This is a genomic window from Alloalcanivorax marinus (assembly GCF_016906305.1).
GTDB classification, from domain to species: domain Bacteria; phylum Pseudomonadota; class Gammaproteobacteria; order Pseudomonadales; family Alcanivoracaceae; genus Alloalcanivorax; species Alloalcanivorax marinus.
This window is the reverse complement of sequence record NZ_JADDOL010000003.1, coordinates 272,675-298,881: the sequence shown is the minus strand read 5'-3', so window position 1 is coordinate 298,881 and position 26,207 is coordinate 272,675. Positions and strand designations below refer to the sequence as shown.

General features: G+C 64.7%; 20 protein-coding genes. 6 read left to right on the top strand and 14 right to left on the bottom strand.

All coding sequences use genetic code 11. From position 1 onward, the window contains the following. Positions 1–330 precede the first annotated feature (330 nt). The 9 genes from pelG to IM760_RS04335 all read right to left on the bottom strand — a co-directional run bounded on the left by pelG (position 331) and on the right by IM760_RS04335 (position 13,200). Positions 331–1,701, bottom strand: coding sequence for an exopolysaccharide Pel transporter PelG (gene pelG / locus IM760_RS04375; protein WP_204427302.1), 1,371 nt, complete (start codon positions 1,699–1,701; stop codon positions 331–333). After that, positions 1,701–3,251, bottom strand: coding sequence for a GT4 family glycosyltransferase PelF (gene pelF, locus IM760_RS04370; protein ID WP_204427301.1), 1,551 nt, complete (start codon positions 3,249–3,251; stop codon positions 1,701–1,703). Before pelF ends, pelG begins: the two co-directional genes overlap by 1 nt. Continuing rightward, on the bottom strand, positions 3,248–4,306 hold the full coding sequence (locus tag IM760_RS04365) for a tetratricopeptide repeat protein (protein ID WP_239549594.1): 1,059 nt from the start codon (positions 4,304–4,306) through the stop codon (positions 3,248–3,250). The genes pelF and IM760_RS04365 overlap by 4 nt, the downstream gene beginning before the upstream one ends. Next, positions 4,233–5,573, bottom strand: coding sequence for a PelD GGDEF domain-containing protein (locus IM760_RS04360; RefSeq protein ID WP_204427300.1), 1,341 nt, complete (start codon positions 5,571–5,573; stop codon positions 4,233–4,235). Before IM760_RS04360 ends, IM760_RS04365 begins: the two co-directional genes overlap by 74 nt. Continuing rightward, the gene (locus tag IM760_RS04355) at positions 5,573–6,088 is read right to left on the bottom strand and encodes a hypothetical protein (RefSeq protein WP_204427299.1); all 516 of its coding nucleotides are present in this window, start codon (positions 6,086–6,088) and stop codon (positions 5,573–5,575) included. Before IM760_RS04355 ends, IM760_RS04360 begins: the two co-directional genes overlap by 1 nt. Before the next feature lie 21 nt (positions 6,089–6,109). Next, a complete protein-coding gene (locus IM760_RS04350) occupies positions 6,110–8,881 on the bottom strand; it encodes a tetratricopeptide repeat protein (RefSeq protein WP_204427298.1) in 2,772 nt (923 codons plus the stop codon). Next, entirely contained in the window at positions 8,878–9,762 is an 885-nt protein-coding gene (locus tag IM760_RS04345) for a tetratricopeptide repeat protein (RefSeq protein ID WP_204427297.1), read from the bottom strand. Before IM760_RS04345 ends, IM760_RS04350 begins: the two co-directional genes overlap by 4 nt. Continuing rightward, positions 9,725–12,493 (bottom strand): bifunctional glycoside hydrolase/polysaccharide deacetylase family protein, encoded by a 2,769-nt coding sequence (locus IM760_RS04340; protein ID WP_239549593.1) that lies wholly within the window; start codon positions 12,491–12,493, stop codon positions 9,725–9,727. Before IM760_RS04340 ends, IM760_RS04345 begins: the two co-directional genes overlap by 38 nt. 128 nt (positions 12,494–12,621) lie before the next feature. After that, positions 12,622–13,200, bottom strand: a complete 579-nt coding sequence (locus tag IM760_RS04335) for an HNH endonuclease (RefSeq protein WP_204427296.1) — start codon at positions 13,198–13,200, stop codon at positions 12,622–12,624. A 437-nt stretch (positions 13,201–13,637) separates the two neighbouring features. Here IM760_RS04335 and IM760_RS04330 point away from each other — a divergent pair, with 437 nt between their 5' ends. Both IM760_RS04330 and IM760_RS04325 read left to right on the top strand, forming a co-directional pair. Beyond that, positions 13,638–15,230, top strand: a complete 1,593-nt coding sequence (locus IM760_RS04330) for a GMC family oxidoreductase (RefSeq protein ID WP_204427295.1) — start codon at positions 13,638–13,640, stop codon at positions 15,228–15,230. Between the two features lie 81 nt (positions 15,231–15,311). After that, positions 15,312–16,916: a hypothetical protein gene (locus IM760_RS04325; RefSeq protein WP_204427294.1), complete on the top strand. Its 1,605-nt coding sequence runs from the start codon at positions 15,312–15,314 to the stop codon at positions 16,914–16,916. A 38-nt stretch (positions 16,917–16,954) separates the two neighbouring features. Here the strand turns inward: IM760_RS04325 and IM760_RS04320 are convergent, their stop codons facing one another. Then, positions 16,955–18,157, bottom strand: coding sequence for a CaiB/BaiF CoA transferase family protein (locus IM760_RS04320; RefSeq protein ID WP_204427293.1), 1,203 nt, complete (start codon positions 18,155–18,157; stop codon positions 16,955–16,957). A 100-nt stretch (positions 18,158–18,257) separates the two neighbouring features. Here IM760_RS04320 and trmH point away from each other — a divergent pair, with 100 nt between their 5' ends. From trmH to IM760_RS04305, 3 genes are all read left to right on the top strand, one after another. After that, the gene (gene trmH, locus IM760_RS04315; protein WP_204427292.1) at positions 18,258–18,959 is read left to right on the top strand and encodes a tRNA (guanosine(18)-2'-O)-methyltransferase TrmH; all 702 of its coding nucleotides are present in this window, start codon (positions 18,258–18,260) and stop codon (positions 18,957–18,959) included. After that, positions 18,943–19,608 (top strand): 50S ribosomal protein L11 methyltransferase, encoded by a 666-nt coding sequence (locus tag IM760_RS04310; RefSeq protein ID WP_338021366.1) that lies wholly within the window; start codon positions 18,943–18,945, stop codon positions 19,606–19,608. Before trmH ends, IM760_RS04310 begins: the two co-directional genes overlap by 17 nt. A gap of 66 nt (positions 19,609–19,674) precedes the next feature. Then, the gene (locus IM760_RS04305; protein WP_239549592.1) at positions 19,675–21,063 is read left to right on the top strand and encodes a DegQ family serine endoprotease; all 1,389 of its coding nucleotides are present in this window, start codon (positions 19,675–19,677) and stop codon (positions 21,061–21,063) included. 91 nt (positions 21,064–21,154) lie between these two features. Here the strand turns inward: IM760_RS04305 and IM760_RS04300 are convergent, their stop codons facing one another. Both IM760_RS04300 and IM760_RS04295 read right to left on the bottom strand, forming a co-directional pair. Continuing rightward, positions 21,155–21,583 (bottom strand): globin family protein, encoded by a 429-nt coding sequence (locus IM760_RS04300; protein WP_204427291.1) that lies wholly within the window; start codon positions 21,581–21,583, stop codon positions 21,155–21,157. Beyond that, entirely contained in the window at positions 21,580–21,897 is a 318-nt protein-coding gene (locus tag IM760_RS04295) for an Mpo1-like protein (RefSeq protein ID WP_204427290.1), read from the bottom strand. Before IM760_RS04295 ends, IM760_RS04300 begins: the two co-directional genes overlap by 4 nt. Positions 21,898–22,017: 120 nt before the next feature. Between IM760_RS04295 and IM760_RS04290 the strand changes: the two genes are divergently transcribed. Next, the gene (locus tag IM760_RS04290) at positions 22,018–23,244 is read left to right on the top strand and encodes a serine hydrolase domain-containing protein (RefSeq protein WP_204427289.1); all 1,227 of its coding nucleotides are present in this window, start codon (positions 22,018–22,020) and stop codon (positions 23,242–23,244) included. 85 nt (positions 23,245–23,329) lie between these two features. Here the strand turns inward: IM760_RS04290 and IM760_RS04285 are convergent, their stop codons facing one another. Beyond that, complete coding sequence (locus IM760_RS04285; protein ID WP_204427288.1) at positions 23,330–24,898, bottom strand: BCCT family transporter; 1,569 nt, start codon at positions 24,896–24,898, stop codon at positions 23,330–23,332. Positions 24,899–25,007: 109 nt separating this feature from the next. Continuing rightward, a complete protein-coding gene (locus IM760_RS04280; RefSeq protein ID WP_228233383.1) occupies positions 25,008–26,156 on the bottom strand; it encodes a putative porin in 1,149 nt (382 codons plus the stop codon). Between the last annotated feature and the right edge of the window lie 51 nt (positions 26,157–26,207).

Below are 26,207 nucleotides of genomic sequence, written 5' to 3'. Positions count from 1 at the left end.
CCTGGGCAAGGCCACCATGACCTACAGCATGGGTCTTCCCGAGCCTGAGAAAAACTACGGCGTCGATCTATCAACCTTCTGGGAGAGTTAAGGGTTCGAAGGAGCAAGGGGGCTCCATCTACCACTTAATCCGGATACCCTGTTTTTGAAGGGGGTCACAAACATACTTTCCCCGTGTTGGCGAAGTCCCATCCGTCAACACCGGGGATTTATCCTCGATAGCTCTCCCGAGCCAAACGATTCAACGGCGCCCACTGGGCGCCGCTTTTTTTTGCGGCCTCTCCTCGTGGCCTCTCTTCGCGGCCCCTTTCCCCGGGCCCGCCTGCCCGCTCACCGCAGCATGAAGGTCTGATACTCCAGCCGGTTCATGCTGCGCTGCACCTGCCACAGGCCCAAGGTCACGCACACCGCCAGCGCGGCCAGAAAGCCATACCCGAAAAACTGCGGACCCAAAGCCAGGCTCACGCCCGTAAATACAATATTGAGAGTCAGAAACAGGGCCGTCAGCGCGACCAGGATCCATCGCTGATCGAGATAGCAGAACACGTTGATGATGGCGAGAAACACCACCTGTAAGCCCGCCGCCACCAGTTGCACCTTCAAGAGCGGCAAGTACAGCGACGAGATACCGAGGGCATCGAAGATGTCAGGAGCCACCACCATGATCAACAATGCCGCCATGGCCTGGATTTTGATAATCTGGAAGACGCCGACACGAATGGTCGCCGCCATGCGGTTCCGCATGTCTTCAATGTAGGACAGCGATCCCCCTTCCCGAACCGCGTTATAGAAATTGCCATAGTATTCGACAAAATCGGTTTCCATTCGTACAAGAAAAATCGCCATGCCAGGGATCAGCGACAGATAAGCGAGGAACACAGGGATATCGTAAATCAACGAGGCACGCAGAGCGCCGATCACCGGGCTGCCTGTGGCCCCATCGAACCAGAACATCAGTTTGTCCGCCCAGACACCAACGTTGAAAAACAAACCCACCAGCGCCAGGCTCGGATAAAACCACCCTCTTCGGAATAGCTCAAAGGAGACGGAGCGACGGGTCGGGTAGGCCCGCGTAATCAGCACAAGCATGCCGCCCAGCAACGCGACCTGCCCGATCAAAAAACCCATCAGCAGGCCTTCAAGATCGAAACCACGGAGCAGAAAAGCAGCCCCCACGGTAAGCGCGTAACCGACAGCATACAGCAGAACAATAGCCCGATACTGTTTCATGCCGGACAGGAAAATGGTCGCGATCCAGATATTACTCACCACGGTGAAGGCGGCCACCAGCGTCACCTGGAACAGTACGCTTTGCGCCGGAAAGAACAGCAGGGCGGCGATGGTCGACAGCACCCCGGACACCATCGTGATCAGCAGGGTTACGCCACCAAAATTCGAAAGAATAAGATCATTGCGCTTTTCGAACAGGCGGTCCGCGCAAAAGCGGGTGAACGCCAACTGCAGGGTACCGGTCAGCATCAGACTGAATGCGATGATGTAAGTCACCGTTACCTGAAACTGAGTGACCGCGCCAGCCGGGGAGACAACCGATATGGTGAGCAGACCGGTTGCCAGAATACCGAGAATCGACAGCACCCAGGGGCCGGATCCGATAACACCCGCGTAGGCGTAAGCCCGCAACATGCCAAGAAGGCTGTCACGACGCATTAACTTACGCAGTTCAAAGCCGATACCCGCCATCAGCCTTCCCCTTCCCGCGTAGCGGACGTCGCGCTTTTCTCGGTGAGGAGCGACCGGTACAGTGATCGATAGGCGGCAAACATTCCATCCTGAGTGTAATATCGCTCGACGCGCCGGATGCCCGCCTGGCTGGCCGCCCGCCAGCGTTCGGAATCCGCCAGCAGGTCAGCTACGGCATTGCCAAGCGCTTCGGGGCTGGCTATGCGTACCACGTCCCCCGCCTTACCCAACTGTCGATCCTCCTCTTCAAAGCCTTCGATCAGCTGTCGACAGGAGCCAACGTCGGTGGAAACCGCGGGCACGCCAGCGGCGAACCCCTCCAACAGAACCAAAGGCAAGGCCTCGCTGATTGAACTGAGAACCACCACCCCCACCTGAGGCAACAACTCGCTGATTTTCTGAAAGCCCAGAAAACGCACATGCTTCTCCAGGCCAAGACTGTGGATCAGTGCGTGGCATTCAGCGGCGTACTCAGGATCTTCATCTTCCGGTCCGGCAATCCAGCCCTCCGCATCGGGAAGGCGGTTAGCCAGGGTTCGCATGGCCCGCAAAAAGGTCTTGATGTCCTTGATCGGCACCACGCGGCCGATCAGGCATGCCACTCTCGGGATCGATTCCGACCGCGCGGCGCGTACCGCCTCCATGGCCGGCAGGTTAATGCCATTGGGAATACTACAAGTACGCTCCGGAGGGGCACCATCCTGGATCTGACGTTGCCGATTGGCTTCGTAGAGCGCCACGATCCGGTCCGAAGCCTGATAGCACTCTCGCCCAAGCTCCTGAAAAAAATTTATCCATTTTTCACGGAAATAGGCCATTTCCGTATTGTTTCTCTCCACCAAACCGCGATTGTCGCTGACCCATTCGCTCTGGAACAGATCGATCTTGCGCTCCTTGGTATAAATACCATGCTCGGAGAGCAACAGTGGCCGCCCGGTACGGCGCTTGAGCATGGCACCCAGGAAACCGGCATAACCGGTGGAAATGGAATGATATACCCGGGCCGGCAGCAAATTGTCGGCAATGCGCCGCAACCTCCAGATCGGCGCGTGCATAATCCGCACCGTCCAGAAGTAATCCACGAAGGAGGGATCCCTGGAATATCGCCGATAATGTTCGGCGATCATCTCCCAGCTCCCTCTGCCGTGCAGAAAAGCTTGTTCGGACAGCGCGCCATCATCGCCCAATTGGGACACCAACTCTTCGAATAACCGATTACGTTCATCGCTTACCGCGCCTTTACGCACCAGGGCATGGAAGCGCTCCAGCTTCTTGAACACAGCGGCACCGCCACGCGGAGGCCTTCCGCCCATGGCGGGGGCAGGGTCATGCAGAAAATGCGTCTCCAGGTGCACCACGTTATCCGGAAGATCATACTTCATGTCGCCATAGTCGCCGGACTTGCTGCCCACGAAACAACATGCGAAACGGTACTCCGGGAACCCGCGAATAATCTGGTTGACCCAGCTGGACACACCACCGCTCACGAAGGGAAAGGTACCTTCCAGCAACAGGCAGATGTCCGCATCCTTGGCCCGGGGAAGATTCATGGCGCGCTCCAATATCGCACCGAGGCGCTCAAATTGGTGAACTGGGTGTCCTCGGCGATTTCCGCCATCAGAACACGTACCTTTGCGTACTGGCGCCGCCATAGCGCCAGCTCCGCCAACCACGGATTCACCCGTGAAGGCGCCAATCCGACGGCCAGCGCCTTGTCGAAGCTGCGCCAGGCTTCTTCCAGTTGTTCATGATTCATCATGATGCGGCCTCGTAACAACCACATGCCGCCATCCTGATCATTTTCATTCAAGGCCCTTTCCACGAAATCAAAGGCTCTTTGCAAGGCAAGCGCCCGGATGTCTCCTTGTACCAGATCCTGAAAGTGCAACTCCCAATACAGTTCGGCGAGACGGCGGTAGAGGCGATAGAGGCGAGCCGGCGTGGCGCTCTCAATCAGGTTCAAAGCCCGGTCAATCTGCCGGGTTAGCGCCTTTTCCTTCTGATCCAGAATACCGTAGGCGAGCAGTCGAACATCGTCGACCTGATCGCCCAGCGTCTCGCGCAGCACCCCGCTGGTGGCCCTCGCCGGCATATTGCGGACGGTCAACATGCCTTGCAGCCTGAGCTCCGTGGAACTTTTCGAAGACAACAGCAAGGTCTTGAGATCCTCCTGTCGAAAGCTTCGATCAGTAGCCACCGGAACAGGGGTAAACTGCGGAGCAGGTATTGTTTCAAAGGGTTCAGGACCCCGTGGCGCCGGCAGAAAATAACCCACCAACACCCCGCCTACGATACCCACCAAACCCAGTACCGGAACAAAGAGCGCCAATGAAAACGTCAGCATCCAAGAGAGCGCTCTTGGCGAACGGAACCCACGCGGGAACCACAACCACATAGCGGTAGCCATGAGCGCAGCGGCAAAGCCATGAATCAACAGGTAAGCAAGAAAAGCTGCCGGCCCACGCTCCCAAGCCAGCAACGTCGTTATGGCGCCCGCCTCGGCCAGCAAGGCGTAAAACAACAGCCGCACTTCAAGCACCCGCACCCCCGAGAAGTTCTTCAATTTGTTCCCGGGCCGGCCGGTCATCGAGGAATCGGTGGACATAATGAATACCGGCCTGGGCAAGGCTCTCGAAAGCATAGTCCTCGCTGAGCCAGTCCTCGATACGACGTAAATAGCTTTCGAAACTGTATCGGCCAGTCATGGGCATGATCAGCATCAGTACATAATTATCCCAATCCACCCACCAATACCCGTCCATGGTGCGACGGTCCCGGTTCAGCGAAGCCACGATTTGGCGGGCCTGATCCGAGGCATCTGGAATAAGCAGCAGCACGGTGGTATCCACCTTTCTGCCCTTGGCCAAACGACGCAAAGCCTCGAATTCCCGGCCGAACACCGGTGGCATGCCGGTCCAGCGTTTGCACAACTCGTCCACCACCGGGCCGTGCTGGACCACATCCGCATAGAAGTTCAGCAATAACCCGAACAGCTGCAGGTTCTCATAGTGAATGGACAGGAAGGGCATCCTTTCCACCACCACCACGCCGATCAGCTCTTCGCCACTGTTCATAACCGGTGCGCAGACCCAATAAAAGCCCTGATAATCCTCCGAGGTATCACTCATCTGCACGTGAGCGAGGGCCCGCTGATCAATAGCATGACGCAGCAAACGGTCGTCCACCTGCAAAGGCCGGTTAATACCCAGCAAAGCCACCGGCTCGGGGTCCACATGATCGCCCTTGACCCGGTACAAACCACCGCGCTGAAGTTGACAATACTCCGCCAGCAGATTCAGCAACTCTTCACCGCCTGGCAAGGCCTCGCTGTGGCTGTCGTCCATCATCACATCACGCAAGCGGAGCAATGCGTCACGCACCGTATACGGTTTGGCCAGCAGATTCTCCTCCAGACGGTCGTGGGAAAGACGCAGGAGGACGTGCCGCTGAGTCAGGTTCTGCAGCCGCTCCAGTGCATATCCGGCCTGGCTTTCGGCGCGCATCAGCCGTACCCGCCACATATCGGCGAACTCACCGGTAATCAGAATAATGATGTAACCGCCCAGGAAGGTGAGTTCAGGGAACGCCATGTCCGGGTACAGACCGATGGCCTTGCATACGAACCACAAACCCACCAGAGTCAACATGCCCACGGACCCGATCAGGGACCCATAGCGCAAAGCCACCACCAGCACCACCACGATGCTCCAGCGAATGCCGCCGGTGAAGATCAGCGGGTCTTCCGGTCTGACGGCAAAGCCCACGGTCACCGCCGCCACCACCAAGAGCGGTGCTTCCAACCAGGCAAGGGCACTGACCCGCTCCGGGGACAACAACCCGGTCAGCCAGTACCTGCCAAATCGACGGGGCATTAATCCAACACCGGTGCGATCAGCTTATCGATAACGCGCTGCCCGGTTTCGCTCAGCGATTGGCGGGCCCAGCCGGCGCGGGCGGCGGTGCCGGTATAGAGCAATTGGCCAGAAGCATCCCGGATCTCCAGCATCACGCCCACCGCCGGCTCTCCATCCACGCCGGTTTTATAACGCCATTCATGGATCACGCCGGAGACCACGTATTGGCCTTTTCGGGTCGCCACCCAATCGCGCATCGCCTGTCGGCTCTCCCTGGAGGAGGCCTCGAACAGAGCGCCTTCTTCATCCTGGACATAGCTTTCCACCCGCTTGGCACCGTGCCGGGCCAGCACCGCTTCGGTAATGGCCTGGGCGCGTAAGCCGGCCTGCGGCGTGCTGGTACGGTTGACCAGCGGCAACACCAGCCAGGTGGCGTCCCGTTCCAGCCGCACATCCTGGGCGGTTCGCACATGCGTGCTGCAGCCGACCAGCGTCAATGCGGCGGCGCACAGGATCAGCAGTGGCAGTTTCATGGTGGTTCTCCTCAACCGTGCCTAGTAGTAAAACTCGTATTGCAATCCGATTCGATAACCGTCTTCGTCCGCACCGCCGGTGTTCAACCCGCGCTCCGTGTAAAGGCGCCAGGCGTCACGGCCCAACAACGGTCCTTCCGCCCCGAGACGACCATTGAAACCGACGCCGGAAACACTGTTGTCGGTGACTCCCAGCTCCGCCCAGGCTTGCAACCGGTGGGGCCGGACATGCGGATCCGGTGAGCCCAGCAACAGCGCGAGTTCGGTTTCGTGGTAGCTCTCGGGCACCGCCGCCGAGCTTTCCGCCCCGGGCCGGGTCAGATCCGCCTCAAGAGCCAGCGGCCGCTGGCCGGAGAAGCCGGCCCGGGTGTGACGGACCCGCACTCCCGGCGACCAGCGCGAACGCCAGGGGCGCCAGCTGCTTTGAGCACTGGCACGCCAACCCTGGCCCAGGCTCCCGCCATCCAGATCCTGGTATTGGTAATGGCCCATCGACAGACCGTTGCTCCAATGGCTGCCCGGGCGCCACTCCAGATTCAGGGTCGGCCCACTGCGCCGGCCGGCAAGCAGCAATTCGGAGCTTTCGTCGGCCGGCGCCCGCCACTGATACTCGAAACGCCAGCCCCACCGCGCCACCGGATCGTCGTTAAGTACCAGCGAGAGATCCGTGTTGTCGCGGTCAAAACGTGTCTCCCAACCCGCCTTCAGGAGGACGTCCAGCCGGCGCCCCTGACGCCCCGCCATCAGCTCCAGACGGCGAGCGGTCTCGTCCACTCGCAGCAGGGCCTCGTCCTCACTGGAGAAACGCCGCCAGGAGGCTTCCCAGCCCCAGCGCCAGCGGTCCCCCATCGGCCGGGTCAGTCCCAGGCGTTCATCATCCAGGGCCAGCGGGCCCAGGCGGCGACGCTCCAGGTTGACCTCCACGTGTCGGGAGGCCGGCAGCAACAGGCTTTCCTGTTGTGGGTGATGGTCCGCCTGCTCCGGCGCCCAGCGTTGTTGTTCCGCCAATTCCGATGCGGCCAGACGTTTGCGGTCGAGGACGTTGTCCGCTTCCAGCCGCTCGCCGGCGGTAAGCGCTCCGGCGCGGTCCGCGCGCAAGGACCGGATGCCGTCCTGATCACTTTCCAGATTGGCAAGAGCCAGCGCCGACCCCGCCGGCAAGCTACCGCGCCAATGATGCTGCTGCCGGTACCAGCGCCTGGCCAGCTCCGATGCATCAATGGCCAGCGCCCACTGGGCCAGCCACTCGGCCCGGTCGGCCCGCTCCGCCTCGGACGTTTCCGCCCAGGCCCGGCGCTGAAAGCGAAGCTGCTGGTCGCCGCCCTCGAAGCGAGTTACCAGAACGGAACGCATTTCCTGGTACGCTGAACGCCACTGCGGCGGAATCTCCGTCTCGGCGGGAGGGTCGCGCCAGAGCGAGCGCATCACCGGCCAGGCCTGCCGCTCACGTCCGGCGGCCAGCAGTGTCTGAGCATAGGCCCAGCGGCGACGCCAGTCCCCCGGCGCGTCCCGCAACAGGGCCCGCTGATACCGTAATGCCGGCTCCGGCCGGTCAAGGGCCAGATTGGCCGCCGCCAGCGCTTCCCGGTAAACCGTCTCGTCCCGGTGAACCGGCTCCCATCGCGCCATCACCGGGACCAGCTGCTCGTCGTTACCGGTGGCAATCAGAAACCACAACCAGGCGAGCCGGGTATCGGTATCCCCTGGCGCCAGGGCGAGGGCCTGGCGCAGCAGTCGCTCGGCACCGGCGAGGTCGCCCCGGGAGAGCCGGTAGTCCGCATAGGCACGCAGAAAGTCGGGCCGTTCCATGAAGGTCCGGCGCTGCGCATCATCGAGACCCTGGAAAAATTCGGTCAGCGCCCGTTCGTCGCCCAGTTCCCGCAGCAGCGAGAGACGGCTCAGCGCCACCCCCGGATCACCGGAGGCCCGCCACAGGCGGTCCAGCACCCGGGCGAACAGAGCCGGCCCGTGATAGCGGGCCAGTCGCGCATAGCGGTAGTAGTCCTTCACCTCCGCCCCGCCCCCTTCATCCAACCGCTGGTAATGCGCCAGGGCGGCGTCCAGGTCACCCAATTCGCCGGCCATCACCGCCAGGCGGCGGGTAATGCCGGCGTGATACTCCAGGGCGCCCGCGTCATGCTGGAGGTTCCGGTATGCCTGGTCGCGGTCGCCGCGCAACCAGGTCAGATCGGCGGCGCGCATGGCGGCCTCGGGTTCCACCCCATAGCGTGCCATGTAGGCCCGATAATAACGTGCCGCCCGAAGATCCTGCCCGGTGTTCTCCGCCAGTCGCTGCAACGCGCGGAACACCGACCGGCTTGGATAACGCCGCCGCCATTGATCCAGAAAAGCGAGGCCATCCTCGGGACGTCCCAGCCGCTCGTATTCGTCCGCGACCTGTTCGATCAAGGAAGGATCGGAAGGATTACGTGCCAATAGACGGTGTCGTGCCCGCAACGTCAATTCATCGTGGTAGGTCAGTGGCGACAGAACCAGAACCCGCCGCCAGGCCTCTTCATCGTCACGCGATTCCGCCAGTTTCAGCCAGGCGGCCAGGGAGATTTCCAGGTCGCCCTGCCAACCGGCCACCCGGCCCAACCGCTCAATCCAGAGGGGGTCATCCGGTCGCCAATAAAGCGCGTTTTCCACGACCTGGCGGGCACGGGGCAAATTGCCCGCCTCCACGAACACCTGATAACCGCCGTCGTAATAGCGGTGCTCATAGGGAACCGGCCCGGCCCACCCCTTCAAAGCCACCCCCAGCAACACCGGGACCAGGACCCGGCGCCTCACTCGTCACCTCCATTGGCGCCATCGAGCCGCAACAGCCGACCCGCGTAAAACTGAGCCTGCCCGTGGTCACCGGCGGCGCGGGCCAGGGTCATCAGGCGGTAAAGAACAGCCGGCTGATGGTAAAACTCAGAACCGAGCCGCCCGCCAACAGCCAGCGCCTGATCCAGCAAACCGCCGGCCTGCAGGGTCGTCAACGCGCGTAGAAAATCGGCGCGGCGCGAAGCCGGATCAGTCTGATTCTCCATCGCCCGGAGATATTCATCGGCGGCGGCCTGGTAACGCCCCTGCGCCAGCAGCGAGCGAGCCGCTTGACGATACCAGGCGGACGGCGATGGCTGACGGGCGGCAAGAAGATGGTAGGCACGTACCGCCGCATCCAGATCCTCCAACAACAGGGCCATGTCCGCGTAGCGCAGCACATCCTCGTTGTCCAACCCGGCCGGGTCCACCTGGCGGAAGGCCACGATCGCCTGTTCCTGAAGCGCACTGCTCGCTCTCTCTTCAGGCGGTAACCCCATGAGCGCCACGAGCGGCAGACGCGAACGCAGCCAGGCTTGAGCGTTCAGCAAATCAGGCTGACGCGCATGATCGGCCAGATAGTCGAGTTGCTCCCGAGCTTGTTCGAACAGACCCAGTTCAATCAGATCCCGTGCCATCAGCAAACGCAGATCATAGTCATCGGGCTTGGCACGCAGCCAGGTTTGCGCATAGGACAATGTTACCGCGTCCATCCGCGCCGCGCGCAGTCCGCTGGACAGATCGCGGGGAAAAACCAGCCAGCCCACCAGTACCACCAAAAGGCCCAGCACCAGTAATTCCAGCGGCCCGATCACCCGCCACCGTTCATGGGCGACACTGAAGCCGTAGCTCGTCGAGCTCACGCCGTTCACTCCTGTAACGGTAATGGGTGCCCTCCCGGTCCACCGGGTTCAGCGTGCGCCCCTGATGCCGGAGGCGACAACCGGAGGGCTGCACCAGAGTAAAGGTAAGCGGTACATAGCCACGCAGGGAGAACATCAAACCATCCTCACGGCGCTGGAAGGCGGTCAGACGACCGTTGGCCTCCCAGAGGCCGGGCGCGGCGTCCGGACCGGGCCGCCAGCGGGCCCAACCACCAGAGAGGTGTACATAAGGGCCAGGCGCATCATCCCGGTAGCCGGCCACCCCCTCACTGCCGGCCAGGGCCGGGGGCGCCACCCCCTCCGGCAAGCGCAAGGTGCGCAGGTCTCCCCCGCCGCTCACCACCCAGGCATTGCCTTCCCGGGCCATCACCATACGGTTGAAATCCAGCACCTTGGAGACGTACTCCGAAGCAAACACCGGATGCACCGGCTGTGCGAGCGCCCAGTCGTAGACTTTTCTCAGCGAGGTCAACGAGGCGTTCTTGCTGGCGATGTAGGTGTGGTAGTAGATGTCGATGGGCTTGAAACGGATCGGCGATTCGGTAAGGCGGAAGGTTTCGATTACCCGTTGGAAACCGTAGTACGGCCCTAACCAGTTACCGGTGTATACATTTTCATTCTGATTGGGGGCGAACACCTGATATTCGTCCCCCTTGGGCAGGCCCAGGGCCTTGATGAGAGTCCAACTGGGCGCGCTCTCCGTGATCAGAGTGTCACCCCCATTCATGTTCAACAGGCCGTTTTCCCGAGCCATTGACAAAGCCGCCTCGGTAGGCACCGTGTCCCCACTCCAGAGCACCATCTTCACCGACTTGCCCTCCGGCAGCAGGTGTTTCTCCATATAGCGAGCGGAACCGATCAGCTCCCGTTCAAGGTCCAGACTGTAATCCGGTACCGGCAATCGTATCGGCGCGCCGTCCGGGCTACTGGACTGCCCCGGATGGCGCAGGGCCTCGCGCCAGTAAAAGGGGTGCGAATAAGTGTGGGTGGCCGCTTCGACGTGATCCAATGCGAAAATACGGCGGGCGATGTCCTCCAACTCCCCGGCGCGATCAGGATAGAGGCCGGTCCGGGCCACCTCGCCCTCGACCACCGAAATGGTGGTGGGAATCCGGTACCGTTTGAGGATCTCCTGCAGCAACACCTCGCCGGCGGCCTGATTCCGGTAGCCCCGCACTTCCGCCAGACTGGGAAACGCATCCCCATCCACATGCACGAAAAACAGGCGGCGGCCATTTTCGGTGGTCACGTCCGGGGTGGGCATGGGCGGCAGTTTGAGCGCGGAACGCAGAAAGTCGAGCGGCTGTAACATCCAGCGATCGGTAATTTCCTCGCTGTCCAGTGAAGGCAGCACCGAACGGACCACGAAAGGGTCCAATGCGAAGCCCCCCCAATCGGTCACCGCCGCCACGGTATAACGATCCTTGCCGGCGGCCAGGGTCAGCCAGTCCTGCCGGCTCTGCCCTTCCAGAAACACCGGATCGGCCACGTCCAGCAATCCGGGCAATGGGGCCTCGAACGCCATGCCCGGTGCCTGATGGACCACCCTTGGGGGTGTCGTTGGCTGAGGGCTCGGACTCAGACCGAAGACGCTGGCCTCGCGCCCGCCCGCGGTCACCGGCAGCCGGCCGAGCATGACCACCGGCACTCCCGCCCGGGCTTGCTCGGCCAACCAGCGGCGAAATCCCTCACCGACCCGCTCCGGTTCGTCCAGCCAGGTAATGATGCCCGCATAGCGGCCACGCAGAGTGCCGGCGGGCATGGCGTCCTCGTGGTAGCGGATATCCGGCACCAGCCCCAGATACTGCGCCGGCATCACCGCGAAGCGGACCAGTTCCGATTGTTCCCAGATCTGCCCCGGTGGCGTACCGTGAATCATCAGCACGCGGCGCGGCAGCACCTCGCGGCGCCCCACGCCCAGCATATCCAGCGCCGGGTTGCTGACCCAGGGAATGACATCGTGGCGGGCGATGAGGTCGGCGATCTCCCGGGCCCGCTGGCGGTCTTCCGGCGCCGCGTAATCGATGGCGATGGTGGGAATCCCATAGTCCCGGCGCACTTCCTCGAAGCGATCCAGCAACCATCGCCGGTCCTCCTCGGAGACCGGCTGATAACGTTGCAAATCAGGGCGCCAGCGCTGGTAGAGGGACTCCGCCGCCACCGCGTCCACGTGGTCGTGCACCGAGGGCAGCAACTCAAAACCCCGGTTGAGGATAAAACGCGCGCCGGGGAACGATTCGGCGATGTCCTGTATCAGGGTTTCCAGCCCGCGGCGCTGGGCGGTCAAAGCGGCCTCGCCGGTGGCCGCCAACCGGTAGCTGTCCAGGGTGTCGAAAAAGAAATGGCGGTAGCCCTGGTCCCAAAGCGGCTCGATCACGCGATCCATGAGGTAGCGACGTAACTCAGGGTTGGCCAGATCCAGCACCCGCGTTTGCCAGTCCGGGTTGTCACCCAATACCCAGTCGGCGCGAATACCGGCGGCGTAATCCCGGGACGGCAATACCTCCCCCAGGCTCACATAGGCGTAGACCCGGCCCACCTGGTCGGGCGGCGGCGAATCGGTCTGCGCCGGTTCAATCACCACCAGATCAAAGAGCGTCAATTCGCGCCAGGGGATATCGGGTCCGTAGTAGAACGCCGCGGACGGCGGGGTTGCCCGCGCCACGCCAGCCAGAGCCAGAACAAGCACAAACAGGAATAATCGGATCAAAACGGCGAGCGTCCTTATTGTTATCCAGGCGTTCAGGGTAACAATACAGCATAAGAAAAGCCGTTGTTTACATCGAACTTGGCAAAATCGGACGCTACGAACGCGCGTTTTTACAATTCACGAAAAGCTCACAGAAGACGGCTGTCCTTGCCAAACTGCCCGCGCAGAAAATCCATCTGATCACCGCGAATGCGGTGGCTGTTGATCAGCGCCAGGTACTCCGCCATGTTCGGCACATAGGGCAGCGCCAATAATTCCATATGAATTTCCTCGGGCAGGCGGTCGCCCTTGTGCTGATTGCAGCGCCGGCAGGCGGCCACCACGTTCAGCCAATGATCGCCGCCGCCCCGGGAGGTGGGGCGGATATGGTCGCGGGTGAGCTGGGCTTCGGGGAAGGTCTTGCCGCAGTACAGGCACAGGTGCTGATCGCGGCGGAACAGGGCGCGGTTGGTGAGCGGCGGCCGGGTGCGGCGGCGCGGGCTGGCCAGGCCGTCGCAGGCGATGATGGAGTGCAGGGCCAGGCGTGAGCGATCGCCGGTGTGGCGGCAGGTGCCGCCGCGCAGCTGATAGATGACGTCGCCCAGGGTCCAGGTCACCAGGCCGCGGGCGTACAGCACCGCCGCCGCCTGCCAGTCCAGCCACTCCACCGGCGTGCCCGCCTTATCCAGCCGCAGAATCCGATCCGACCTTAAAATACCTTCACTCATCCGCCCACCTCGTCCTACGACGATAGTCCGCCCGCCGTGCGGGCTCCTGGGAGTCCGGCCCGCCGTCGGCGGCGGGCCGGACCCCGAAAACTGACGATTCGGTGACGGTGTCTTGGAAGGCGGGAAAGTTGTCGGCACATCCGCGCTTCTCGACGGCGCGCCCTCGCGGAGCGCGTCTGCCCTGGTCTCTGGTTAACCGACCGCGACCGGCTAACCAGAAACAGAATTGCACAAATCATAAACAGCCCGGACGCGGGTCCGCAACCACGACACCGTTACCCCGATGGGCGCCCCGCTCCGGGCGCATTGGCCGGGGCGCACCGACGCCGGGCCATTCACGACCTTCACGGGCAAGGTCTATAGTGCCATTGTTTGATGATAGCGTTAGTTTGATGACAGCTTTAGTTCAATGACAGCTTGGGTACAAAGAGGGCGCCATGCCGTTTGACTATGTGATCGTGGGCGCCGGCTCCGCCGGTTGCGTGCTTGCCAACCGGTTGTCGGAAAATCCGAACAACAAGGTGTGCCTGATCGAGGCCGGACCGGATGACAACAGCCTGTTCATCCGCATTCCCGCCGGCATCATCTGGCTGATGCGCTCCAACGCCCGCAACTGGCGTTACTACACGGTGCCGCAGAAGGCGCTCAACAACCGCCAGATTTATATTCCGAGGGGCAAGACCCTGGGCGGCTCATCGGCGGTCAACGCCATGTGCTACACCCGTGGCCATCCCTGGGACTACGACCACTGGGAAGAGCTCGGCAACCCCGGTTGGGGCTACCGGGACGTGCTGCCGCTCTTCAAACGCTCCGAGCGCTACGAACCCGGCGCCGACGAGTTCCACGGGGACCGGGGCAATCTGAACATCGCCGAGCTGCGCTTCCGCCATCCGGTCAGCGAGGGGTTCGTGCGGGCCGGCGTGCAGGCCGGCCACCCGGCCACCGACGACTTCAACAACGCCACCCAGGAAGGGGTGGCGCTCTACAAGGTGAACCAGAAGGACGGCGAGCGCTGGGGCGTGGCGCGGGGCTATCTGCACCCGGCCCTGGAGCGCGACAATCTGACGGTGATGACCGACACCCTGGCCCACCGGGTGGTGTTCGACGGCAAGCGGGCCACCGGCGTGGAAGTGGAGCGACGCGGGCGCCGCCAGGTGATCGAGGCGGGCCAGGTGATTCTGTCCGGCGGCGCCATCAATTCGCCGCAACTGCTCAAGCTGTCCGGCGTCGGCCCCCGCGAGGAGCTGGCCGGCCACGGCATTCCGCTGGTCCATGATCTGCCCGGCGTGGGCGAGAACCTGCAGGACCATCCGGACGTGCTGGTGATTCACCGCAACCGCCGCCGCGACACCCTGACCATGGGCTCCTGGGAACTGCCGTTCACCGGCGCCCGGGCGCTGTGGCAGTTCTTCACCCAGCGCCAGGGTCAGCTGACCTCCAACGTGGCCGAGGCCGGCGGCTTCATCAAATCCCGGCCGGAGGAACCGCGTCCGGATCTGCAGCTGCATCTCACCGCCGCCAAGCTGGACAACCACGGGCTGAACTGGCTGTTCAGCTTCGGCCATGGATATTCCGGCCACGTCTGCATTCTGCGGCCGAAGAGCCGGGGCACCATCGGTCTGGCCGATGCCAACCCGCGCTCGCCGGCGCTGATCGACCCGCGTTTTCTCAGTCATCCGGACGACATGGAAGGCATGGTGCGCGGCGTCAAGGCGATGCGCCAAATCATGGCCCAGGACGCGCTGGCGCCCTGGCGTGGCGAGGAGATCGCCCCGGGCAGCGCGGTGCAAAGCGATGAACAGATCCGCGATTTTCTGCGCCGCAAGTGCGACAACATCTATCACCCGGTGGGCACCTGCAAGATGGGCGTGGACGACCAGGCGGTGGTGGACCCGGACCTGAAGGTGCACGGCCTGGAGGGCCTGCGGGTGGTGGACGCCTCCATCATGCCGACCCTGATCGGCGGCAACACCAACGCGCCCACGGTGATGATCGCGGAAAAAGCGGCCGACAACATTCTCGCCGAATAGGGCTCGCGGCCCTTCATAAAGCCGTCATCCCCCCGCCCCACACTCCCCTGTGACCACGAAAATGTTCCGGGGGAGCGGACCATGAGCGCCGAGTCATCGCCGCGGGCGCGGCTGGTGGAATTGCTGTGGCAACTGAAGCAGAACTACGACCGTGGCGACGGCGGCGGTCTGCGCTTTATCCATTTCAATACCCTGCTCAACGATTCCGAGTACCGCGCCGAAGTGATCGAGCAGGCGCTGACCAGCGACGATCCCCGTATCCGGGAACTGGCGCGCACGCTGAAAACCGCCAATCGCCAGGGCGTGCTGCTGGGCCGCCAGCCGACGGCCGGGGTGGCCGGTGCGCCGCCGGCGCCGGCGCCCACCCGGCGGGCCGGCGGCCCGGTCTGGCTGATCGTCCTGGCGGTGCTGCTGGTGACCGCCGGCGCCCTGCTGTACCGGCCGCTTGTGGTGATGGTGGCCGGCGAGCAGGTGGTGAGCGGCGTCCTTGACGGCGATACCACCTGGGGCGCGGACCGCACCTGGATCCTGGACGGCATCGTCTACGTGGAGGGCGGCACCCTGACTTTGGAGCCGGGGACCCGGGTGGAAGGCCGGCCCGGCGCCGCCCTGGTGGTGACCCGTGGCGCCCGGCTGCACGCCGCCGGCCGGGCGGACGCGCCCATTCTGTTCACCAGCAATCAGCCCGAAGGGACCCGCCAGCCCGGCGACTGGGGCGGCCTGGTGCTGCTCGGCGCGGCGCCGGTCAACCAGCCCGACGCGCACATCGAAGGGGTGCCGGACAACGACCCCCGGGGCGCCTTCGGCGGCCGCGACGCCGGCGGCAGCTGTGGCGTGCTGGAATATGCACGCATCGAGTTCGCCGGCTTCGAGGTCTACGCCAACAACGAACTGAACGGCCTGACCCTGGGCGGCTGCGGCAGCGGCACCATCGTGCGTCACGTGCAGGTGCACCGGGCCCTGGACGATGGCATCGAACTGTTCGGCGGCACCGCCGACCTGCGCCATGTGCTGATCACCGGCGCCGGCGACGATTCCCTGGACTGGGACTGGGGCTGGCGCGGCCGGGTGCAGTTTCTGATTGCCCAACAGTACAGCAGCGTCGGCGACAACGGCTTCGAGGCGGACAACAACGGCGACCGCCACGACGCCGAACCCCGGTCCGAACCGGTGATGTACAACGTCAGCCTGATCAGCCCGCGCAGCCACAGCCAGCATCACCGGGCCATGACCCTGCGCGAGGGCACCGGCGGTCACTTCCACAATATGGTGATCAGTGGGTTTTCCGGCGAAACCCTGGATATTCAGGACGCCAGCACCGTGGCCAACCTGAATGCCGGCCGCCTCACCTTCCAGGGGGTGGTGGTGCACGGCGTCGGCGCCCGCGGCATGAGCTGGTTCGAGCGCGAAACCGGGGACGGCGACGATGATGGCGGTCTGGATGAGGAAGGCTTCTTCCGCGACCTGCCCGGCCTGCGTTTCGGCGAGGACCCGATGTACACGCGCAACGCCACCGATCTGGTCCGGCCCGATTACACGCCGGCGCGCAACTCACCGCTCAAGGATGGGGCGGTGGCGCCGCCCCAGGGCGAGTTCTGGGACGAGGGCGCGCTCTATCTGGGGGCGGTGCGGCCCGGCGCGGCGCGCACCTGGGTGGACGGCTGGACCGACTTTCCGCTGAATTAAGGAGTGCCCCCGCCGCTCCCGCCGCAGCGCGCGGGCGGCTAGGGGCCGAACACGCCGTCGTCCTTGAGGCGCCGGAATTCCTGCTCGCTCAGGCCCAGTTCCTCGCGCAGCACCGCCTCGGTGTGGCCGCCGGCGTCGCCGCCGGGCCAGCGGGTGCCACCAGGGGTGCCGGCCAGGCGCGGGGCGATGGCGGGAATCTTCAGCGGCCGGCCGTTGATCTCCACCTGCTGGAACAGACCCCGGGCCTGAAAATGCGGGTCGGCCATCATGTCCGCGGCGCTGTAGATCGGCCCGCAGGGCACCCGCGCGTCTTCCAGAAGGCGCAGCACCTCGGCGCTGTCCAGGGTGGCGCACCAGGCCTCGATGGCGCCGTCCACTTCCGCTTCGTGCTCCACCCGGCCGGCGTTGTGCGCCAGGCGCGGGTCCCCGGCCAGGTCGGCGCGGCCGGCGGTGGTCATCAGCCGCTTGAAGATGGAATCGCCGTTGCCGCCGATGATCACGTACTTGCCGTCGGCGCAGCGGTAGGTGTTGGTGGGCACGATGCCGGTGACCGTGGACCCGGCCGGCTCGCGGATCAGCCCGGCGCCGTCGAACTCGGGGATCACCGCCTCCAGCAGATTGAACACGGTTTCGTAGAGCGCCACGTCCACCACCTGCCCCTGGCCGCTGCCGCGCCGCTCGAACAGCGCCAGCAGAATGCCCAGGGCGGCGTGCAGGCCGGCCACGGTATCGCCCAGGGACAGATTGGGCCGCACCGGCCGCTCCCCGGGAAAGCCGTTGACGTAACGCAGGCCGCCGATGCCTTCGCACACCGAGGCGTAGCCGGGCTTGTCCGCGTAGGGGCCGTCCTGGCCGTAGCCGGAAATGCGTGTGTAGATCAGCCCCGGGTTGCTGTCGGTGAAACGGTCCGGGCCCAGGCCCCAGTTCTCCAGGGTGCCGGGGCGGAAATTCTCGATCAGCACGTCGGCGCCGTCGATCAGCCGGGCGGCCAGGTCGCGGCCGGCGTCACTCTTCAGGTCCAGGGTCACCGAGCGTTTGTTGCGGCCGATGCTGCGCCACCAGAACGAGGTGCCGCTGTCGTCCAGCTTGCGCCAGCCTCGGATCGGGTCGCCGCCGGGGGGCTCCACCTTGATCACCTCGGCGCCGAAATAAGCCAGCAACGTGCCCGCGAAGGGCCCGGCGATCAGTTGTCCCAGTTCCACCACCTTGACCCCGGCCAGGGGCAGCGCGCGTTCGCTCATGTCCGTTCCTTTGCTTCGCCAGGGCCGCTATTGTCCGGGCTGTTCCCGCCGTCGTCCACGAACACGGTACAATCGCGCTTCCCCTCGGACAGGAGACAGCATGACCCCGGAACGTCTGCGGCGCCTGCGGGCCACCCTGGCCCGCCGCCAGCCGGACCTGAGCGTGATCATGGATGGCGTGCACAAGCCCCACAACATCGCCGCCGTGGTGCGCACCTGCGACGCGGTGGGGGTGCTGGAGCTGCACGCCGCGCTGCCCGACAATCGGGCCCGGGACACGGTGCGCACCGCCCTGGGCTCGCAACGCTGGGTCAATGTGCGCGAGCACCACGACAGCGAGGAGGCCATCCGCGCGGCCCGCGAGCGCGGCCTGCAGGTGCTGGCGGCACACTGGTCGGACCGGGCGGTGCCCTACCGGGAGGTGGACTACACCCAACCCACCGCCCTGCTGCTGGGCACCGAGCGCACCGGCGTCGACGCCACCAGCGCGGCGGCGGCGGACCGCCATGTGTTCATTCCGATGATGGGCATGGTGTCGTCGTTCAACGTCAGCGTGGCGGCGGCCATCATTCTCGCCGAGGCCTGCGAGCAACGGCGCGCCGCCGGGCTCTACGACCGCTCGCGGCTGAGCGAGGCCCAGCACCGCGACACCTTGTTCAAATGGGCGCACCCGAAACTGGCGGAGCACTGCCAGCGCTTCGGCGTGCCCTACCCGGCGCTGCGGGAGGACGGCGAACTGGCCGACCCCGCGTGCTTCAACTTTCAGCTCAGCGAGGCGATCCTCCGTGACCGCGAGCCGTAATCCCCCCGCCGCCCTGCAGGCGCGGCTCAACCGGCTGCTGCCGGACATCCGCCTGCTGGCCACGCCGCTGCCGCTGGTGCCGTCGCTGTCCCTGTGGCTGCTGGACCGGCTGGTGGACGAACGGCTCGACCAGGCGGTGGCCAACGCCCTGATGGAGGCGCCGCCCTACTGGGCCCTGTGCTGGGCCTCCGGCCAGGTGCTGGCGCGGCACCTTCTGGCGCACCCGGAACGGGTGCGGGGCCGCTGCGTGGTGGACGTGGGGCCGGGCTCCGGCGTGGTGGCGATCGCCGCCGCCCGCGCCGGCGCCGCCCGGGTGATCGCCTGCGACCTGGACCCGGACGCCCTGGCCGCCACCGAGGCCAACGCCGCGCTCAACGACGTTCGCGTGGACCTGAGCGACGACCTGGACGCCTGCCTGGCGGTGGCCGACCGGCTCACCGCCGCGGACATTCTTTACGACCGGGACAATCTGCCGCTGCTGGAACGGTTCCGCGCCGCCGGAGTGCCGGTGTGGCTGGCGGATTCGCGCATCGCCGACCTGGATCCGCCCGGCTTTACCTTGCTCGGCCATTGGCGGGCCACCACCTGGCCGGACCTGGGCGAATCCGAGGACTACAACCGGGTGCGGATTTTCGAATTGGAACCCTGATCACGGTTTTCGGTCGAAAGCCTCGTTACGCCTCAATGGTAAGGAGGATTGACCTTGTACATCCCATTGAAATCATTCACTGCCTCGAAACATTCCCTTCTGGTGGCCTGGGCCGCCGCCCTGCTGCTGGCGTTCTCGCAGACCGCCGGGGCCGCCCTGCCCGACCGTACACCGAGCGGCGGCGCCATGCCGTCGCTGGCGCCGATGATCGAAAGCGTGTCGCCGGCGGTGGTCAACATCGCGGTGGAGGCCCAGGTACGTCAGGCCCAGAACCCGCTGATGCAGGACCCGTTCTTCCGTCGCTTCTTCGATCTGCCGGAGCAGGCGCCCACCCGCCGCGCGGTGGCCGCCGGCTCCGGCGTGATCGTGGACGCGGACAACGGCTATGTGCTGACCAACGCCCATGTGGTGCGCAACGCCGACAAGATCGAGGTGACGCTCACCGACGGCCGCGAACTGTCCGCGGAACTGGTCGGCCAGGATCAGGAAGTGGACCTGGCGGTGCTCAAGCTGGAATCCGCCGAGGATCTGACCCAGGTGACCCTGGCGGATTCCTCGCTGATGCGGGTGGGCGACTTCGTGGTGGCCATCGGCAACCCCTTCGGCCTGGGCCAGACCGTGACCTCGGGCATCGTCTCCGCCCTGGGCCGCACCGGCCTGGGCATCGAGGGCTACGAGAATTTCATTCAGACCGACGCCTCCATCAACCCGGGCAATTCCGGGGGCGCCCTGGTCAATCTGCAGGGTGAGCTGGTGGGCATCAACACCGCCATCCTGGCGCCGGCCGGCGGCAACGTGGGCATCGGCTTCGCCATCCCCACCAGCATGGCCGAGAACGTGATGACCCAGTTGATCGAGCACGGCGAGGTGCGCCGGGGCATGCTTGGCGTCACCGTCCAGGACCTCACCGACGAACTGGCCGAGGCGCTTAACGTGGAAGCCCGCAAGGGCGTGGTGATCACCAATGTGGTGGGCGACAGCGCCGCCGCCAAGGCCGGTCTGAAAGCCGGTGACGTGGTGCAGGCGGTGGACGGCGTGCCGGTGAACCGGGCCTCGGACCTGCGCAACAAGGTGGGCCTGTCACCGGTGGGCGAGAAGATCGAGCTGAACATTCTGCGCGACGGCAAGGAACGGCAGGTGACCGCGGTGATCACCGAGTCCGGCGAGAAGGCCAGCGCCGGCAACGCCATTTCCCAGTACCTGGAAGGCGCCGATCTGCGCAATCTGCGCGAGGGCGAGCTGAGCCATGCCGACAAGGGCGTGCTGGTGGAAAAGGTGGAACGCAACTCCGCCGCCTGGCGGGCCGGCCTGCGCCGGGGTGACGTGATCATCAACGCCAATCGCAAGGACATCGCCAACATGAGCGAGCTGCAGAGCGCGGTGACCGACAAGAAAGCGGCGCTGCTGTTGCGGGTGAACCGGGACGGGGGGATTTTCTTCGTCGTGGTGCGGTAGAGAATGGATACAGGATGCAGGGTTCAGGATACAGGAGGGACACGGCACCCTACCCTGCATCCTGTATCCTTCATCCTGTATCGCTGATTTTTCAGAGGCGGGAGAGCTGGCGGTAGAGGTTGTCCATCACCCGGGCGCTGAGCAGGCGGGCGCGGTCGGTTTGCCGGCCGTCGAAGTGCTCATCCAGGTTGGCGTGGAACAGCGCCAGCCAGCGTTCGTGGTGGGCGCCGGTGAGCGGCGCCTGGTGGTGGACGGCGCGGTGTTTGGCCATCATGTGGCGCTTGTAGCCGGGCTGGTTGAGCAGCAGCTTTTTCCAGAAGGCGGCGATCAGCGGCAGGTGGGTGTCCAGATCGATGCGCGCCACCTCCAGAAACACCGGCGCCAGCAACGGGTCCGCCAGCACCCGGTCATAGAACAGGCGCACCATGCGGTCGATCCGTTCCGGGCTGTCCAGATCCGGCTTCTCGCTGTCCCGGGGGCGCGGCGCCTGGCCCGGGACGAACCGTTGCGGCGCGCTCACCAGCGCAGCCGACCGGTGAGCATGTCCTTGAACATGACGAAGTCGCCGGCCAGGCTGTACCAGGGATGCTTGAAGGTGGCCGGGCGGTTCTTCTCGAAGAAGAAGTGGCCCACCCAGGCGAAGCCGTACCCCACCACCGGCAGCAACAGCAGGCCCCAAAGGTTGCCGGTCAGGAACACGCCCACCAGCACCGCGAACAGGCCCAGGGTGCCGAAGAAGTGCAGGCGGCGGCAGGTCGGGTCGCTGTGCTCCTGCAGGTAGTAGGGGTAGAACTCCTCGAAGCTCTGAAAATCCGATTGTTTGACGCTGTTCATAGTGTTCACCTTTCTGGTCGCTACTGGCGGCGCGCACCGGGTGCCGGGTTCCTCCGGCCATTGTCCACGTCTGAGGGCGCCGGACAATGGCCGGTCGCTGTTCGGTATACAGGATATATCATGATTTTCAGTCCCCGTCTGAACCGTTTGCTGTGCGAAACCCGCACGCCGATCCCCCGCGATCTGGGGCGTCTGACCCGCACCGGCGCCGAGGTGGCGCCCGCGCAGGCGGGCCTGGACGAGGACGGGGTGGCGGCCATCCGCCGGGCGCTGCGCGGCCTGTACCGGACCGGCATGAGCCCGGGCATCGCCCTGTGTCTGCGGCGACGGGGGCAGGTGGTGGTGGACCAGACGATCGGCTACGCCGACCCGGTCAGCGAGCGCCTGCTTACCCCGGAAACGCCGATCTGTCTGTTTTCCGCGTCCAAGTCCATTACCGCCATGCTGGTGCACCATGGCGCCGAGCAGGGGCTGGTGGACCTGGACCGGCCGGTGAGCCACTACCTGCCGGCGTACGGCCGCGCCGGCAAGCAGCACACCACGGTGCGCCACATGCTCACCCACCGCGCCGGCATTCCGCGCCCGGACCGGCCGGTGGACCCGGACATTCTGTACCGTCCGGACGATATTCTCGACATTCTCTGTCGCGCCGAACCGGCCACCCTGGGCACCCAGGCCTACCACGCCATCACCGCCGGTTTCGTGCTCGGCGCGGTGCTGGAAGCGGTCACCGGCGAGCCGCTCAACGCCACCCTGGACCGGGTGGTGCGCCGGCCCCTGGGCATGCGCCATTTCACCTTCGGGGGCACCGGTCCGGAGCGGGCCCGGGACGTGGCCACCGGGCGCCCGGCGAAGCTGGTCGATCTGTTTCTCAACCACGCGGTGGGCGGCACCCTGGACGAGGTGGTGCGGGTCACCAACGACGACCGCTTCCAGGACACAGTGGTGCCGGCGGGCAATCTGTACGCCACCGCCGAGGAGGCCAGTCGCTTTTTCCAGATGCTGCTGGACGAAGGCCGTTGGGGAGACCAACGGATATTCCAGGCGGAGACCGTGCTCGAGGCGCGCCGGCCCGCCTCCCGGCGGCCCCGGCTGGACCGCACCCTGATGCTGCCACTGACATTTTCCGCCGGCTTCATGCTCGGCAACCGGGGCATCGGCCTGTTCGGCCCGGCGGCGCCGCGGGCCTTCGGTCACCTCGGCTTCATCACCATTTTCTGTTGGGCGGACCCGGACCGGGCGCTGAGTGGCGCCCTGCTGACCACCGGCAAGGGCCTGGTCGGCCCGCACCTGCCAGCGCTGCTCAATCTGCAATACACCATCAACCGGGTCACCGCCGGCGCCTGATGGCGGCTTCGACCGCGATAAAGAACGGATAAAAAAAGGGCGCGTGATCACGCGCCCTTCTTTGTTGCGGCTGAAAGCGCCGGTGTCAGCCGGCGGCCTTCATGGCCGCGCGCTCGGCGCTCAGGCCCCGGTACAGGCTCAGGCACATCACCAGCAGCACCACCGTGAACGGCAGGCCGGTGGTCACCGCGCCGGCCTGCAGGGCGTTGAGCGCCTGCTCGCCGCCACCGTACAGCAGCGCGCCGGCGATCAGACCTTCCATCACCGCCCAGAACACCCGCTGGGGCACCGGCGCGTCGAGCTTGCCGCCGGCGGTGATCGAGTCGATCACCAGGGAGCCGGAATCCGATGAGGTGATGAAGAACACCAGCACCAGCAGGATCGCCAGGAACGAGGTGATGCCCGCCAGCGGCAGCTGCTCCAGCATCTGGAACAGGGCCAGGGAGGACTCGCCGATGCCGTTGGCCAGTTTGCCGACGCCATTGATCACCTGATCTAGACCGGAGCCGCCGAAGGTCGCCATCCAGATGATGGTCACCACGGTGGGCACGATCAGCACGGCGGTCAGAAACTCGCGCACGGTGCGGCCATAGGACACCCGCGCCACGAACATGCCCACGAACGGGGACCAGGAAATCCACCAGGCCCAGTAGAACACGGTCCAGTTGTGCAGGAAGTCCTGGTCTTCACGACCGAACCAGCTGCTCAGCGGAATCAGATTGGCGGCGTAGTCCACCGCCGTCTGCCCCATGGAGGTAAAGATCAGCAGGGTCGGCCCGGCGATCATCACGAACAGCAGCAGCAGCGCCGCTATCGCCATGTTGATGTTGCTGAGCAACTTGACGCCGCCGTCCAGGCCGCGGATCACAGAGATCGTCGCCACCGCGGTGACACCGACGATGATGCCCACCTGCACATTGAGCGCGTTGGGCGTATCGAACAGAAAGTGCAGGCCGCCGGCGGCTTGCTTGGCGCCCAGACCCAGGGAGGTGGCCAGGCCGAAGATGGTGGCCAGCACCGCCAGCACGTCGATGATGTGGCCGGCCCAGCCCCAGCAGCGCTCGCCCAGGATCGGGTAGAACGCGGAGCGGATGGTCAGCGGCATGCCCTTGTTGTAGGCGAAGAACGCCAGCGACAGCGCCACCACGCCGTAGATCGCCCAGGGGTGCAGCCCCCAGTGGTACATCACCGCGCCAAGCGCGGCGTCCTTGGCTTCCGGCGTGTTCGGTGCCACGTTCAGCGGCGTGCCGAACCAGTCGGTGTAATAGCCCACCGGCTCGGCCACGCTCCAGAACATCAGGCCGATGCCCATGCCCGCCGCGAACAGCATGGCGAACCAGGAGAGCGTCGAGAATTCCGGCTTGGCGCCTTCGCCGCCGAGGCGGATCCTGCCCACCGGCATCACGATCAGAAACAGACAGAACAGCACGAACACGTTCGCGCCGACCATGAACAACCAGTCAAAGTGTTCGATGGCCCAGGTTTTGGCACCGCCCAGGGCGGTGTTGGCGACTTCCGGAAAGATCAGCGTACCGATCACGAAAGCCAGGATGAGCACCGCGCTGATGAAGAAGACCGGATTGTGCATGTCCATGCCCAGGACCTGCACATTATCCTGCCCCACTTCATAGTCGGTTTCGTATTCCACGCTCATGGCATGACTCCTGTTGTGTCATGCGCGGAACCGTGGCGGCGAGCGACGATTCCGCACGGGGACGGAGCCGGCCCGGGGGCCGGCTTGCGGAGGGTCGGCGAACGACGGATCAGAAGTAGAAGTCGAAGGCGACGTAGAAGGCGTTGAAGTCGGATTCGTAGACGTCGCCGTAGGCGTTGATGTCGCCGTCGGACTGCAGATATTCGACGTAGATCCAGCCGGGACCGTATTGATAACGCACGCCCGGCGCGAAGAATTCCACGTCGTCGGCGTCGTTGCCGGTGGTGTCGGTGCTGGCGATGCCGGCATCGATGTAATAGAACCAGTCGTCATGGTTGTAACCCAGTTCCACCACGTGACGCTGGTTCTCGATCTTTTCGTCCACCGGCGCGCTGGCGGAGGCCAGCAGCGCGTCCATGCCACCGAAGTCGCGTTCCACGCTGATAAAGCGGTACTTGGCGGTCCAGTTGTCCTTCTCGAACACATAGTGCAGGTCGTAGGCCTGATGGCTGCCGTCATCGTTGCTGGCCGACGGGTTGCCCGCCGCCACCGGCACCAGATCCTGCATGCGACCGTACTGGGCGGATACGCCCACGGTGTGATGCTCCAGGAAATTCCAGTCCAGATTCACCACGCCGGTTTTGATTTTCCGGTAGGTGTCGCTGGAGCCCCAGTGACCGTTGTCATCCACCGTGTCGGTGGAGTCCTCGCCCCAATCGTCCTGATGGTAATAGGCCACGTCGTAGTGGAAGGCACCGGCGTCGCCGCTGTATTTGAGACCCACGTCCATCTGGTCCCCGTAGCCGCCCTGCAGGCCATCGCCGGGCCAGAAGTTGGCGGTCTTCCAGCCGAAGGGCACCTGGCTCTTACCGATTTTCAGGCTGCTGTTGTCGGTGACGTCGTAACCGATCCAGGCTTTGTGGACGGTCAGGTTATCGCCGCTGTTGTTGCTGGCGGGATCGCTGAAGGAACCGGTGCCGAAACGGGTCTCGGCGCTGAAGTGCCAGGGGCCGTAGCTGCCGTCGTCGTCGGCGTAGATGATCAGGGCGGGGTCGGCGAAGTTGCCGCCGGTTTCGTTGTCCAGGTCTTCGTTGAAGGCCGGTGAGTTGAAGTCGGATTTGGTGACGTTCTGGTAAACCCACCAGACGCCAGCGCTCAGTTCGGCGCCGGCCCGCGCGCTCACCGGCGCGGTCATCGACACCAGCGCGGTGGACGCCGCGATCAAGCCCATCGCGGGCGTTTTAATAAAAGTCTTCATTATTTTCTCCCCAGCATCAGGTAGGAGAAAGCCTAAGGATCAGCGTGCCGA